A 13,883-nucleotide genomic window follows, 5' to 3' on the forward strand; every position below is an offset into this window, starting at 1 on the left:
CCTGTACATATGTTCAAAAAAGAAAACTCCACCGAAACCAGCCGGCGTAACGTCATGAAAATGCTCGCGGCCGGTTCCACAGCCGGGCTGCTGTCGCTTTTCGAGAGCCCCAAAGCCCGTGCCGAGCGTTATGAGACGCCGCAATATGCCAAAGGGGCTGCCCCGGTGACGATCAAGAAAGTAAGGGCCATTACCACCGCGCCGGGCGGTGCGAACCTGGTGATCGTGAAAGTGGAAACCTCGGAGCCGGGGCTTTACGGGCTGGGCTGCGCCACGTTCACCCAACGCGCGAAAGTCGTAATCCCCGCAATCGATATTTACCTGGACGAATTCTGCGTCGGCAAAGACGTTGATAACATCGAGGATATGTGGCAGTCGGCTTATGTGAGCTCTTACTGGCGCAACGATGCCGTATTGAACAATGCACTGTCGGGCCTGGACCAGGCGCTGTGGGATATCAAGGGAAAACGGGCCAATGTGCCTGTACACCAGCTGCTCGGCGGGAAAGCGCGCATTGCCGTGGATACCTACACGCACGCGAGCGGTCCTACGCCCGAGGCGATTGCCGACAAGGTGCAGCAATATATGTCCGAAGGTTTCCGCCACATCCGCATTCAGCAGGGCGGTTACGGCGGGGTAGGGGCGATGGACGAGATCAAACCGGATTTCAAAGCGGCCGGTTTCGGCAGGGCTACCGACGACTTCTCCGACCAGCGCACGTACCTGAAACGCGTGCCCAAAATGTTTGAAATGGTCCGGAAAAGATGCGGTGAAGACATTGAACTCCTGCACGATATGCATGAGCTCGTGGAGCCGATGGACGCGATCAACATGATCAAAGGGCTGGAAGAATACCGTCCTTATTTTATCGAAGATCCTTTCTCGCCCGAGAATATGGGGTGGTTCAAACAACTGCGCCAGAGCACTACGGTCCCGATCGCGATGGGCGAGCTTTTCAACAATATCAACGAATTCCGCGACCCGATGGCGAACCAGCTGTTCGACTACATCCGCTGCCACATTTCACAGATAGGAGGCATTACACCGGCCATGAAAGTGGCGCGCCTGGGCGAGTGGTTCAACGTCAAAACGGCCTGGCACGGACCGGGTGACACGTCGCCGGTAGGGCATTCGGCCAATAACAATATCGATATAGCCGTCTGGAATTTCGGTATCCAGGAATCGCAGCGTTTCAGCGATAAAGTGCAGGAGGTTTTCCCCGGCTGTCCGACGATCAAGAACGGTTATTATTATGTAAATGAAACACCAGGCCTGGGCATCGACATCAACGAGAAAGAAGCTGCGAAATACCCGATCGGAACGAAGTCGCGGTGGACGGTACGAAAGAGCGACGGTACCCTCTTAAAGCCCTGATAATCAGGTTTTAACGGTTAATGCCCAATTTTTTATAGGAATTGTTTAAAAAAACGGCTGGAAACGGGGCTTGTTAATGCTTTGTTAAGGTTTTTTTAAGGGTGGGATTTTAGGTTTGCCGGACTTATCGATCCATTTTCCGGCACCATTTCCTATGAATGATTCAGACTTGTGGAGAAGTTTCCGAAGCGGGGATGAAACGGCCTTTTCAATGCTTTACAAAACCCATATCGAGGTACTTTACCGGTACGGCCATAAACTCACGGGCGACACCCAACTGGTGGAAGACTCGATCCAGGACATGTTTATCGAACTGTGGAACAGCCGCCAGAGGCTGTCGGACACCGATAGCATTAAATACTACCTTTTCAGGGTGCTGCGACGCAAGATCACGCAGCACCCGCTAAACCGAAACGCAGCCGGTGCCGGGGCGGAGCTTTCCGCTTTCGAGCACCGGTTTTTCTCCCATTCTACCGAAAGTGAACTCATCGACACCGAAAACGAACTCGGCCGCACCCATGCGCTGGGCCATGCCTTAACGCAGCTCCCGCCGCGCCAGCAGGAAGTCGTGAACCTGCGCTACTACCACGAATTCAACCACCAGCAGATCGCCGAGATCATGAATATCTCCCTGCAATCGGTGCATAATACGCTGCAAAAGTCGATGAAAGGGTTGCGGGAACTGCTTTTTCAAAAAAAATCCCAATTGCTGGGGTAATCCGTCCGGGTTTTCACCATTTGTTTTTGGAGGATGAAAACCAGATTTTTCCATGAATTATTTGTCATTTGAGCCGGAGGATTTTGCGACCGATGCATTTTTTTGCAGCTGGGTGCTTCATCCGACATCCGAAACGGAGCAGTTCTGGCTCGACTGGCTGCGCGATCATCCATCCAAGGCACGCGACATCGAGCTGGCCCGGCAAATGGTGCTGCTGGCTTCGTCTGACGAAAGCGAGGTGCCTGGTTCGGAGACGATCGACCGGATCTGGCAGGGGATCGAAGACGGAAAAAACCGGAAGACCATCATCTTTACCAACCGCATGCTGTGGGTGAAAGCCGCGGCCGCCGTGGTATTGCTGCTGCTCGCATTCGGCGGGTATTTCTACCGGCAGGGCCAGAACCGCACCTACCGGACAGCTTTCGGGGAATCGCGGCGGGTATTGCTGCCGGACGGGTCGCTGGTGACGCTCAATGCGAATTCGAAACTGCGCGTGGCCGACCGCTGGGGCAGGCGGACCGAACGCGAGGTATGGCTTGAAGGTGAGGCTTTTTTTAGTGTAAGCAAATTGAAAAAGGCAGGCCGCTCGGTGAAATTTACCGTTCACACGCATGACCTGAATGTGGAAGTACGCGGCACGGAATTCAATGTCAACACCCGCCAGGACCAGACGCGCGTCGTACTCAGCGAAGGCCTCGTGCATTTGCGGCTCAACGACCTTCCGGAAAAGGAAATCCGGATGAAGCCAGGCGATCTCGTCGATTTTTCCAGAAACAGGAAAGAATTGCGCATCCGTCACCTGCCCGACGCCAGCCCGGTGTATTCGTGGAAGAACAACCGGTGGACGCTCAACGACGCCTCGCTGGCGGAAATCGCCGTGCTGATCCAGGAAACGTATGGGGTAACCGTTATCATCGAGGCCGACTCATTAAGACAACAAACCGTAAACGGCATCGTGCCGACAGACAACATGGGTGACCTGTTGAGTGCATTGGAAAGCATTCTGCCCGTCACCATTACACACCAGGAGCGCCGGGTGACGATCCGGGGCCGCCCTGACTAGCAACTGAAATTTTATCGAAACCTTCAATCAATGCGCATGAAAAAGATCAACTTACTCATGATGGGATTGCTATGCGCCGGCGGTTCAGTGGCCCAGGCGCAAACGTTCGCCAGAGGGCAGGCACCTCAGCCCCAGCGCAGCGAGCAGCCATCCTACCGAAGCCTGGACCAGGTGTTGCATGACCTCGAAAAGCGCCATTCCGTTTATTTTATGTACCACAATGATAAAATCAAATCGTTGCAGGTGCAGTACCAGGGGCGCAATGGCGAGGGCATCGAGGAAACGCTCGACCGCCTCCTGAAATCCAATGGTTTGGAATACAAAAAACACGGGAAAATCTACGCTATCTTCCCGAAAGACGCCGATGCGGGGTCGGTGCGGGAGCTGAAACAGAGCTTGCGGCAAACGCAACTGCCGCCCCCCGGTGCGGAATCATCCCTGGAAGTACTGCCCGGCGCGACGACCATCAGCCCTGGTAACGCCCCGAAAGTGATCAACATCCGGGGAAAAGTGACGGACGAAAAAAATGATCCGCTGCCCGGCGTCAGCATTGTGCTCAAAGGCACGCAGCGCGGCACCACCACCAACACCGATGGCGTGTATGACCTGGAAATACCCGACGAATCGGCTTCCGGTGCGGTATTGGTGTATAGTTTTGTGGGTTACGAGAGCCAGGAAGTGATCGCAGGCGGGCGCACGAGCATCGACGTGGGCATGCGTGTGAGCGAGCGCGGGCTCGAAGAAGTGGTGGTGGTAGGCTACGGCGAGCAGCGCAAGAGTGATGTAACGGGCGCTTCCAGCAGCGTATCGGCGAAGGAAATTGCGAAACGGCCCCTTGTGCGGGTTGAGCAGGCCTTGCAGGGCACCACTTCCGGCGTTACCGTGTCGAGTTCGAGCGGGCAGCCGGGGCGCGGACTGAACGTCCGTATCCGCGGCGCCAACTCCATTACCGGTTCCAACGAGCCATTGTATGTGATCGACGGCTTTGTAGGGGGTAATATCGAGTCCATTAACCCGAACGATATCGAGTCGCTGGAAATTCTGAAAGACGCTTCGTCGGCGGCAATCTACGGTTCGCGCGGCTCCAACGGGGTCGTTTTGATCACGACCAAAACCGGTAAGGAAGGGAAGGCGCGGGTCAATTTCAGTACCTGGTTCAGCAAGTCCAGCATCCCCAGAAAGCTCGATCTGATGAATGCCTATGATTTTGCCAGGACTGTAAATGCGCAGTTTGCTTCTACCGGCAATGCGCCTGCGTTCTCGGACCAGCGTTTGGCCGAACTGAAAGCCAATGGCGGCACCGACTGGCAGGACGAGCTGCACCAGGAGCCGTGGATTCAGAACTACCAGCTGGATGTGTCGGGCGGGTCGTCCAATGTACGCTATCTGTTTTCTGCCAACTACCTCGACCAGCCGGGCCTGATTTTGAACCAATATTACAAACGGACGACGCTGCGGGCGAACATCGACGCGAAGCTGAACGACAAAATCGACCTGAAATTCAATGTGGCCGCGATGCTGCCCAACAGCCGCAACAACGGCTACTCCGGCGACCTGACCGACCCGTTCACCCAGGCCACGGAATGGGACCCGACTTCGCCCGTGCGCGACCCCGCCACCGGACAGTTTATCTACACGGCGCCTTACGGTTCTATCCAGTATAACCCCATTTCAAGGGCGACGAACCAGCAGTTTGACAACCGCCAGGCTAATGTGACGGGCACGGCGATTTTGACCTACCGCATCCTGAAAGGGCTTTCATTTACTACCATTAATACCTATGAAATCCGCTCGGGTTTCACGCAGAACCTGTTCGGGCCGGGTACGAGCAACGGGGTGCTGTATGCGGAAGGGAATGCGTCCCGGGGCGGATTTTTCCAGAACAGCAATTTTTTGACCTACAAAACCAACTTCGGCGAACACGCGGTCACGCTCACGGCGCTTTACGAACAGCAGAACGGGAACGGGACATCCATCAATGCACGGGCCAACAACCTGTCGTCGTACGCATTGGGCTACTACAACCTGAGCCTCGGCGCTACCCAGCAAACGAGCTCGGGCTACTCGCAGGATGCATTGCAGTCGTACATGGGTCGGGTCAACTATGCTTACAAGGACAAATACCTGGTCACGGCCAGCGTTCGTACCGATGGATCTTCCCACCTGACCCAGAAATACAGTACGTTTCCATCGCTCGCATTGGGCTGGAATGTGGCTAACGAGGACTTTATGAAGGGTTCCAGGGTGTTTTCGGACCTGAAACTGCGTGCCAGTTACGGGCAAACGGGCAACCAGGCGGTAGGCGCTTATGCGACGATCGCGCAGATCACTACGGGCGGTCCGCAGCCTGCCTATTACTATGACGGGACCACGCAAAGCGTAGCCACGCCGCTCGGTTCGCCAGTGTCGAAAAACCTGAAATGGGAACGCACGGAGCAGTTCGACGTTGGTTTGGATGCGTCGTTTCTCCGCGGCAGGTTGACATTCACCGCCGATGCCTACAAAAAGAACATTTCGGACCTGCTGTACAATTATCAGGCGCCATTTTACATGGGCGGGGGCGATTATCTGCGCAACATCGGAAGCGTGGAAAACCGCGGTATCGAGTTTTCGGTAGGAGGGACGCCGGTGAGCGCGGGCAAGCTGCGCTGGACGACCAATTTCAATATTTCGTTTAACCGAAACAAGGTAACCGACCTCGGCGGGCTCGACAATGTGATCGTGAACGGGATCGGGTCGGCGGGTAACAGCGCTTCTATCCTGCGGGTAGGGCGGCCGTTGGGCGAGTTTTACGGTTACCAGTTTCTCGGTACCTGGAAAACCAGCGAGGCCGAAGAGGCTACCAAATACGGTATGAAACCCGGCGATGCCAAATACACCGACCTGGACGGCGACCATGCCTATACTGCCAACGACCGTATGCCGATCGGCAATGGTACGCCCAAGTACTCTTTTGGGTTTATCAATGACCTGAGCTATGGTGATTTTACGTTGAGTTTCATGTTTCAGGGCACGCACGGCAACCAGATTTATTCGCAGACGCTGGCTTACCTCTGGGGTGGCCTCGGCGACCAGCGCAATGCGACTACGCAGGACGCGCTCAACATCTGGACACCGCAAAATGAGACCGATAACCCGGCTTTCAGCAATACCAGCAAGAACTTCAACAACAGCAGCCGCTATGTGTACAATGCGAGCTATATCAAGCTGAAAAACGTGTCGCTGGCCTACAAGCTGCCTGCCGTGGTTTTGAATAAAATCAAAATCCGTAACCTGGAAGTGTACGTGAGCAGCCAGAACCTGTTCATGATCACGAAATACCCCGGCTACGATCCCGAGGTTTCCAATGGGTTCAATGCCATTACGCAAGGATTGGAAATGGGTGTGATCCCGAATGCCCGGACTTACACCGCCGGTTTGCGGCTGGGATTGTAACGGTTTCATGACATTTTTTAAAAGAGCATTATGAAAATCAAATCTTCAATATTATCGATTCTGATGGCTGCCGCGGCGTTTTCCGGTTGCCAGAACCTCACCGAAGACCCCAAAGCCAACCTCACGCCGGGTACGTATTTTAAAACGCAGTCGGACCTGGATGGTGCGGTGGCAGCGATTTACATCCAGTTTGCGCGCGATGGCGCGTGGGGATTTACCAACCGCAGCACATCCTATTTCGGTTCGGACGATTTTACGACGGACCCGGGCCTGAACAAGGAGGATTTCCGCCTGTTCGACCGGCTCAGCGGCGGGAGCGGCAACGGCAGTATGGTGGCGCAATGGCAAGGCCCGTGGCAGGGCATTTACCAGGCCAACAACGTGATCGCGAATTATGCCAAGGTGAATTCAACCGACGAGCAGAAAAACCAGTCGGCAGGGCAGGCCTATTTCCTGCGTGCACTGGGCTACTATTATCTCGTTCGCACATTCGGGCCCGTGCCGGTGATCCTCACGCCGATTGACGTGGACGACCGCCCCGACCGTGACCCGATCGAAAAGGTGTACGAGGCCATTATCGCCGATTTGCAGAAAGCAAAAGAAATGCTGCCGGTGAAGTTCGACAATGCCCCCGGCAAAGCCGATCAGATGGCGGCCCGTTCGCTGCTCGCCGACGTGTACCTGACGATGTCCGGATGGCCATTGAACCAGACCAGCAACTACGCGCAAGCGGCAGCCGAGGCCGATGCGGTGATTAAATCTGGCCAGTTTAACCTCAGCACGCCCTATGCGCAGGTTTTTACGACGAACAATGGTCCCGAATCGATTTTTGGGTTGCAATACAACGTCAATGGCGGCTTGCCATTACGCAGCGCGGGCTCGTCGTGCGTGCCGCTGGATGAAGTGGCGGCGAATGGTTCGAGCGGCTGGGACGACTATTATCCCGAAATCAATTTTTACAAAAAGGCGCCCAAATGCAAGCGTACCGACGATACTTTCTATACGACTTTGAAGCTGCGCCAGCCCGACGGCAAAACGTTCAAACTCGTGCCTTGGGACTCGCCGGAAACGCACGCACGGCATCCCTACTACAAGAAATTCCGCGCCGGGCTGAATGGCGACGGCGTATCGGAGACGGAGACGACGATCAACTCGATTAACCCGAGTACCAACAAGGTGTATGACATCATCCGCTATCCGCTCGTATTGCTGGCCTATGCCGAAGCGTCCGCCATGTCGGGTGGCGGCCCGACGGCGGCCAGTTACGCGGCGATCAACGAGGTGCGCAAGCGGGCAGGGCTGCCTAACCTCACAGCAGGCCTTTCGGCCACGGCATTCCGGGATTCTGTCGTGTACGAGCGTGCGTACGAGTTCGCGGGCGAGTTTGGCGTGCGCTGGTTCGATATCGTCCGTTTGCAGCTGCTGCCCAAGATCGTAGCCGAGCGGAGCAGCGAAGAGAACCCGATCCCGGCGAATGTAAACTTCGCGCAAAAGTACCTGGCGCCGATTCCGGTCAACGAAATGGCGCGTAACCCGAAGTGGCTGCAAAATGACGGGTACTGATCCGAAAAAAGCGAAACGGGGCCGCACGCTGGTGTTCAAGATCATCAGCGTGGCGGTGCCTTTTTGCCTTTTAGCATTGCTGGAATGCGGGCTGCGGCTGTTCCATTACGGCCACGACCTCCGCCTTTTCATCGAATATCCCGAAGACAAGAACTTGCTATACCTAAACCCTGACGCATCCAAACGATACTTCATCAACCAGAAGAATGCGACGACCGGTAACGTGGAGCCATTTCGCAAAACGAAGGCTCCCGGTACCCGTCGCATTTTCGTTTTGGGTGAGTCTACCACCATCGGTTACCCGTATTTCCACAACGGCTCCTTTCATCGCTGGCTGCAATACCGGCTGGCGCGTACATTTCCGGAACAGCATTTCGAGATCGTCAACCTGGCGCTCACGGCCGTGAATTCGTACACGGTACTCGGTTTCGCCCGCGAAATGGTGGATTATCAGCCTGATGCCGTGCTCATTTACACGGGGCACAACGAATATTACGGCGCAATGGGCGTCGGCTCTACGGAACAACTCGGCGGGAATCCAGCGTGGGTGAATGCGTTGTTACGAATGCGTTCTTTGAAAATCATGCAGCTGGGGGCCGATTTGTATCAAAAAATGCGGTCTGTATATGCAGACGGTCAAAATGACGGTACCCGCATGCAGCGGATGGTGGCCGGGCAGGGGATTCCCTATCAATCGGAGCTGTACCGGCGCGGCGTGGAGCAGTTCAGGTCGAATATGCATGCGGTGCTGGATGTGTTTTCAAGGAAGCGTATACCCGTGTTTATCAGTAACCTTGTCAGCAACGAGCGGGACCTGCGGCCGTTTGTGAGCTTTCCGGTGGATAGCACCCGCTTTCCCGATTTTACACGTAATTACAAAGTTGCGGTTGATTACCTGAAAGCGGCGGACAGTTTGCAGGCGTATCATTATTTCAAAAAAGCAGCGGAAAGTTACAAGGCCCATGCGCTTTGTAATTACTATTTGGGAAAGCTGGAATTCGCCCGTGGCAATGTGCAGGCCGTCCGCGAATATTTTTCCAAGGCAAAAGATCTTGACGGACTGCGTTTCAGGGCACCGCAGGAAATGAATGCGATCGTGGGTCAGCTGGTAGCGAGTCATTCCAATGCACATTTGGTGGATGTGCAGGCTGTTTTTGAAACACATTCGCCAGGTGGCGTTATCGGCAGTGAGCTCATTCTCGAACACGTCCATCCCGATTTGAAGGGCTACGCGTTGATGTCTGATACGTTTTACGAAGCATTGAAAAAGGCACGGTTTATTCAACCGGAGGCTCATCAGGAAATGTCCTTCGCAAAATTGCAACAAAGCATGCCGGTACCCGCCATCGACTCGCTCGGAGGTATTTACAAAATCGCTAACCTGAAAAAGAGCTGGCCGTTCAATGCGGCATTAGAGCAGGATTCGGTGCCGGTGGAAACATTCGAGGAACGGGTCGCATTCGACCTGGCCCATCGGCGCATTACCTGGGAAACAGCGATGGATCAGGCGTACAACCATTATATCGAAAGGAAAAACTACCGCGAAGCCCGGAAGATCGTGGAATCGCTCATATTGGAAAACCCGCTGGACGCGGCTTTATATAACCAATCGGCCATGCTCAGCGGCCAGCTGGGCGACGAGCGAAATGCATTGTTCAATTTTCAAAAGGCATTCCATCTAGCACCGTCATTTGAAACGGCGCGTTACCTCTTCGTCCTGCACCTGAAAATGGACGAACCCGAAAACGCCATTCCTTACCTCGACTACGCGATCCGAAACAACACATCCGGCCTCAACCTCGCGGCGGTGCGCACACTCGTGCAGGAGGTGGTGGCATTGCGGGCCGGGTTTCCATCCGACTCTTTGAATGCTTCGGTGCTGCGGCGCATTGCCGCGGCTTACTATCAAATGGACAACCGGGACGGCGCGCTGCGCTACGCGCGGAAGGCGTTAAGCTTGAATGCGGGGGATGCGGAGGCATTGCGGCTGGTTACAATGCTGAGACAAGGAGGTCATGTGCAGGCGACGGCGGCACATTAACCCGGGTAAAGCTTAAACTCCGTTGTTGGGTTAGTCAGCCGAAAACCGTATATTTACTATCATGACAACTATCACACTACAAGTACCCGACAGCCTCGGGGAACATCAGAATGACACAATCCGGTTCATAGCTGCCAAGCTATACGAATCGGGAAAACTTTCGTTGGGACAGGCGGCTGAAATGGCCGGGGTCACGAAGCGAACATTTGCAGAGCTGCTTGGAGACTATGGGGTATCGTTGTTGAACTACCCGGTTTCTGATATGATAGCCGATGCAGAAAGAATATGAAGTAATTATCGCTGACACCAGTTGCCTTATCCTTCTTGAAAAAATAGGGAAGCTGGATCTTCTGCAGTCAATTTTCGGAACCGTAACGATTACGGACACAATCGCCGGTGAATTCGGAAGCCGACTGCCGGAGTGGATTTCCATTCGGATTGCAGCCGATTCGGGCGCCGAATACACCTTTGATCTTGATCCCGGAGAGGCTGGCGCCATTGCCTTCGCCATGACATTAGATTCCGTCCTGCTTATTCTAGACGACTACAAAGCGCGAAAAGTAGCGCAAAGATTGGGGTTGGAAATTACAGGAACGCTCGGCGTGTTATTAAAAGCCAAACAAATGATGGTAATTTCGTCAATCACACCGATTTTGGAGGAGATTCAGCAAACCAATTTCCGGTATTCTCAGAAAGTTTTTGAGCAGATTCTCTTGCTCGCCAATGAGTGAAAAATCAATCACCTACCGGCCAACCAACCCCATCACCTCCTCCCGAAAATTCCTCCCGATCGGGATCTGATATGCGCTTGTCGCGGAATAGCGAGCCGTCCCATTGATAGGTCGTCGGCTTTTCGTCTGCCGGTCGTAATAGAAAGTAAAGCCCATTTCAGTTTTTCGCAGTTGTGGCCGACAGCCATGTCAGTGGTCCATTTACCGGAAAGCTCCTTCGTGAAACCGTCGTCTTTAAAACCTTGCGTGCCGGGCCTGGTCATGCCGTAGGTATACTGCAATTGGAAATCGTCGCGGCCGGGATTGCGCGGGTCGCGACGGAGCGTGAGCCGCCATTTGATCATTTCGCAATCCAGGTTGGCCGGAATGCCCAGCATAGCCCTCGGAACGGCATCGCACGGCGTAGCGGCGACGAAAATATCGGGATCAGGTGACGTAACGCGGCCTGGGACCAAAATCCAGTAACACATGTGCACGAGCGCATATTTGACCGTCACAGAACGGTTTGAAAGCGGAAACCGGCTTTGTCTTTCCAGAAAGGGAGTCTCCATAAGCGCGATTCGAAATGATGCAGTAAATGAACGGAAAAGCCGCGAACCGGCGAAATTATATCGACGAACGCGCGAAAAAGTAGAGCAAATGCAGCAAATGGCTAACCCTTTATTTCTTAATGTTTTATTGATACGATTTCCCCCAAACTCTGCTTAAATAATTGTAATTTTAAAGGAATAGCTTATAAAAATCTTTCAACTCAACCCAATAAAGCAAAATGATGAAAGTTCTATGCAAGTTCGGAATGGTATGCCTGCTCGTTATGCTCTTTGCCGGGTGTGAAGATCACGAGACGCCGCAGGATGTTGTGAGGCAAAACGGATTGCCGCTGAGTGGTTCCCAGGAGTTCCCGGCCAGGCAAACCGGCGCATCCGGCTGGGCCGACGTATCCTACAATAAGACGACGCACATGCTCACGTTTACCCTCAATTGGGCCAATCTCACGGGAATTCCTACGGGTGCGCACATTCACGGAACGGCTGCGCGGGGCTCAAATGCAGGCATTAAGTTCGATTTCTTTAAAGACATTCCGCAAACGCAAAGCGGCTCTTACTCCACATCGGTGCTGGTGGACGGCAGTAAAATCAACGAGGCCGATTTGCTCAACGGGCTCTACTATTTCAATATCCATACGCCGATGAATGGGGGCGGGGAGATCCGCGGGCAGATCGAATTTTACGACCAGCCGCATATTGTCGTCAAAAAAGGGCTTGTGCTGACAGGCATGCAGCAGGTTCCGGCCGTCTCGACCAACGCTTCGGGGACGGTGGATGTGATGTACAACAAATCGACGCATTTGCTCAGCTATTTCATCAAGTGGAAAGACCTGACGGGTACGCCGACCGGCTCGCATATCCACGGAACCGCCGCCAAAGGGGCTAATGCAGGCATCCAGCACGACTTTTTCCCGAATTTCCCCAGAGACCTGGCGGGTGAATATTCCAATTCCGTGATGGTGGACGGCGTGAAGATCAAGGAAACGGAACTGCTCAATGGGCTTTATTACTTCAATATTCACAATATCATTTATCCTGGGGGCGAAATCCGTGCGCAGATCGAATGGTGATTTTGGAAGGCGTTTAGCATGAAAATCCCGTCCTCAACGCCTGAGGACGGGATTATTATTACAACAACTGTACTACACCATTATTACCCTGTCGGTATTTCCGAGGAAAGTGGAAAAAGTAATCGGTTAAAAACTCTCGATACAAAGCTGCCGATATTTGGCTTGCCTGTAAATGGCGATTTGACAGCCTTTATTGTATAAATGCTGGTTTTGCTAAGTATTTGATTGATAATGTAATAGACCAGCGGCGCAAACGTGTGTAAACTGGCTGGTTGTGTTCGATCAGCGCATTTGGGCGATAATTGACGTCGTCGGTCGACAGCGCGCCGGAATGCTTTTACTTTTTCATAAGATGCTGTATCATTGTGTGATAACTCCTAACCAGATCACTCCGCATGCCCCGACCTGTACTCAGTTCCGATCGTTCGCTCAACAGGCATTCAGGCAAATGTATGTGGCTCTGCGCGATATTGCTGATGACATGCGTATATACAGCACAGTCACAGCAGACCGATCCTGATCTGGCACTGCTGATCCGGGAAGAAAGGGCATTTGCGGCGAAGGCGGAGGCAACGGACGTGCCCACGGCATTTCTCGCCTATCTGGATAGCGCCGGTATGATTTTCAACGGCGAAGCGGCTGTGAACGGCATTGCCGAATACAGCAAGTCGCCCAAAGGCGAGGCATTGCTGAAATGGTACCCGCTGATCGGGCATGTTTCGCAGGCGGGCGACCTCGGGTTTACGGCCGGGCCGTTTCAATACATCGCCGAGCGCGGGCAGGATGCGGTAGGTTCGGGGTATTTCTTTTCGGTTTGGAAAAAGAATGCGTCGGGGGTGTTCAAGGTGATGCTCGACGGCGGTGTGATCCATTCGCAAAGCCGAAACCCGGCAGAGGCGTTCCGCCGCGACCCGGAGCCGCAAAGCAACACGGATTACCGCTATATTACGCCCATTCCGAAAGTGAAAGATCCCAATGCGCAGCCCTGGACTGCGGAAGCGGCCTTTCTGGAAGCGGCCGGAAAAGACGTTAACCAGGCTTACAAGCAATATTTAGCGGAGGAAGTAGTGCTGCTGCGCAGCGACCGCCCGTTTGGTAAAACCAAAGCACAAGCGCTCGCAGCCATTGCACAACCGGACATTCAATCATACCAATTTATCAGATCAGGAGAAGGGATTTCCAAAGAAGGTGACCTGGCTTACTGTTTTGGCAAGGTCAAAGCCATGAAAGGCGGCAAACCGGTCGGGGGATTCTTTACGCGCGTCTGGCAACGGCGGCCCGAGGGCTGGAAAATCGTTGCAGAGCAGGTAAGCCTGTTTCAATAACCGTTACGCGAACCA

At 53.9% G+C, this 13,883-nt stretch carries 11 protein-coding genes; 10 read left to right on the forward strand and 1 reads right to left on the reverse strand.

The genetic code is table 11. From position 1 onward, the window contains the following. Window positions 1-9 precede the first annotated feature (9 nt). The 8 genes from H144_RS0129025 (at window position 10) to H144_RS0129060 (ending at window position 10,925) form a co-directional block, all read left to right on the forward strand. Window positions 10-1,374 (forward strand): enolase C-terminal domain-like protein, encoded by a 1,365-nt coding sequence (locus tag H144_RS0129025; protein WP_019945644.1) that lies wholly within the window; start codon window positions 10-12, stop codon window positions 1,372-1,374. A gap of 154 nt (window positions 1,375-1,528) precedes the next feature. Then, window positions 1,529-2,092, forward strand: coding sequence for an RNA polymerase sigma factor (locus H144_RS0129030; protein ID WP_026351083.1), 564 nt, complete (start codon window positions 1,529-1,531; stop codon window positions 2,090-2,092). A 52-nt stretch (window positions 2,093-2,144) separates the two neighbouring features. Then, a complete protein-coding gene (locus H144_RS0129035) occupies window positions 2,145-3,155 on the forward strand; it encodes a FecR family protein (RefSeq protein WP_019945646.1) in 1,011 nt (336 codons plus the stop codon). A 36-nt stretch (window positions 3,156-3,191) separates the two neighbouring features. Further along, window positions 3,192-6,590: a SusC/RagA family TonB-linked outer membrane protein gene (locus H144_RS32760; RefSeq protein WP_169409442.1), complete on the forward strand. Its 3,399-nt coding sequence runs from the start codon at window positions 3,192-3,194 to the stop codon at window positions 6,588-6,590. A gap of 30 nt (window positions 6,591-6,620) precedes the next feature. After that, window positions 6,621-8,153: a RagB/SusD family nutrient uptake outer membrane protein gene (locus tag H144_RS32765; protein ID WP_019945648.1), complete on the forward strand. Its 1,533-nt coding sequence runs from the start codon at window positions 6,621-6,623 to the stop codon at window positions 8,151-8,153. After that, window positions 8,140-10,194, forward strand: a complete 2,055-nt coding sequence (locus H144_RS33615) for an SGNH/GDSL hydrolase family protein (protein ID WP_019945649.1) — start codon at window positions 8,140-8,142, stop codon at window positions 10,192-10,194. The genes H144_RS32765 and H144_RS33615 overlap by 14 nt, the downstream gene beginning before the upstream one ends. Window positions 10,195-10,255: 61 nt before the next feature. Continuing rightward, window positions 10,256-10,483: a UPF0175 family protein gene (locus H144_RS0129055; RefSeq protein ID WP_019945650.1), complete on the forward strand. Its 228-nt coding sequence runs from the start codon at window positions 10,256-10,258 to the stop codon at window positions 10,481-10,483. Beyond that, on the forward strand, window positions 10,467-10,925 hold the full coding sequence (locus H144_RS0129060; protein ID WP_019945651.1) for a PIN domain-containing protein: 459 nt from the start codon (window positions 10,467-10,469) through the stop codon (window positions 10,923-10,925). The genes H144_RS0129055 and H144_RS0129060 overlap by 17 nt, the downstream gene beginning before the upstream one ends. A gap of 32 nt (window positions 10,926-10,957) precedes the next feature. Here H144_RS0129060 and H144_RS0129065 read toward each other — a convergent pair whose 3' ends face one another. After that, window positions 10,958-11,476: a hypothetical protein gene (locus H144_RS0129065; RefSeq protein ID WP_019945652.1), complete on the reverse strand. Its 519-nt coding sequence runs from the start codon at window positions 11,474-11,476 to the stop codon at window positions 10,958-10,960. Between the two features lie 218 nt (window positions 11,477-11,694). On the opposite strand from H144_RS0129065, the gene H144_RS0129070 reads away from it, so the two are divergent. Then, the gene (locus tag H144_RS0129070) at window positions 11,695-12,543 is read left to right on the forward strand and encodes a CHRD domain-containing protein (RefSeq protein ID WP_019945653.1); all 849 of its coding nucleotides are present in this window, start codon (window positions 11,695-11,697) and stop codon (window positions 12,541-12,543) included. A gap of 395 nt (window positions 12,544-12,938) precedes the next feature. Beyond that, window positions 12,939-13,868: a nuclear transport factor 2 family protein gene (locus H144_RS35260; RefSeq protein WP_157505238.1), complete on the forward strand. Its 930-nt coding sequence runs from the start codon at window positions 12,939-12,941 to the stop codon at window positions 13,866-13,868. Window positions 13,869-13,883 lie beyond the last annotated feature (15 nt).

It is taken from the genome of Dyadobacter beijingensis DSM 21582 (assembly GCF_000382205.1).
Lineage (GTDB): Bacteria > Bacteroidota > Bacteroidia > Cytophagales > Spirosomataceae > Dyadobacter > Dyadobacter beijingensis.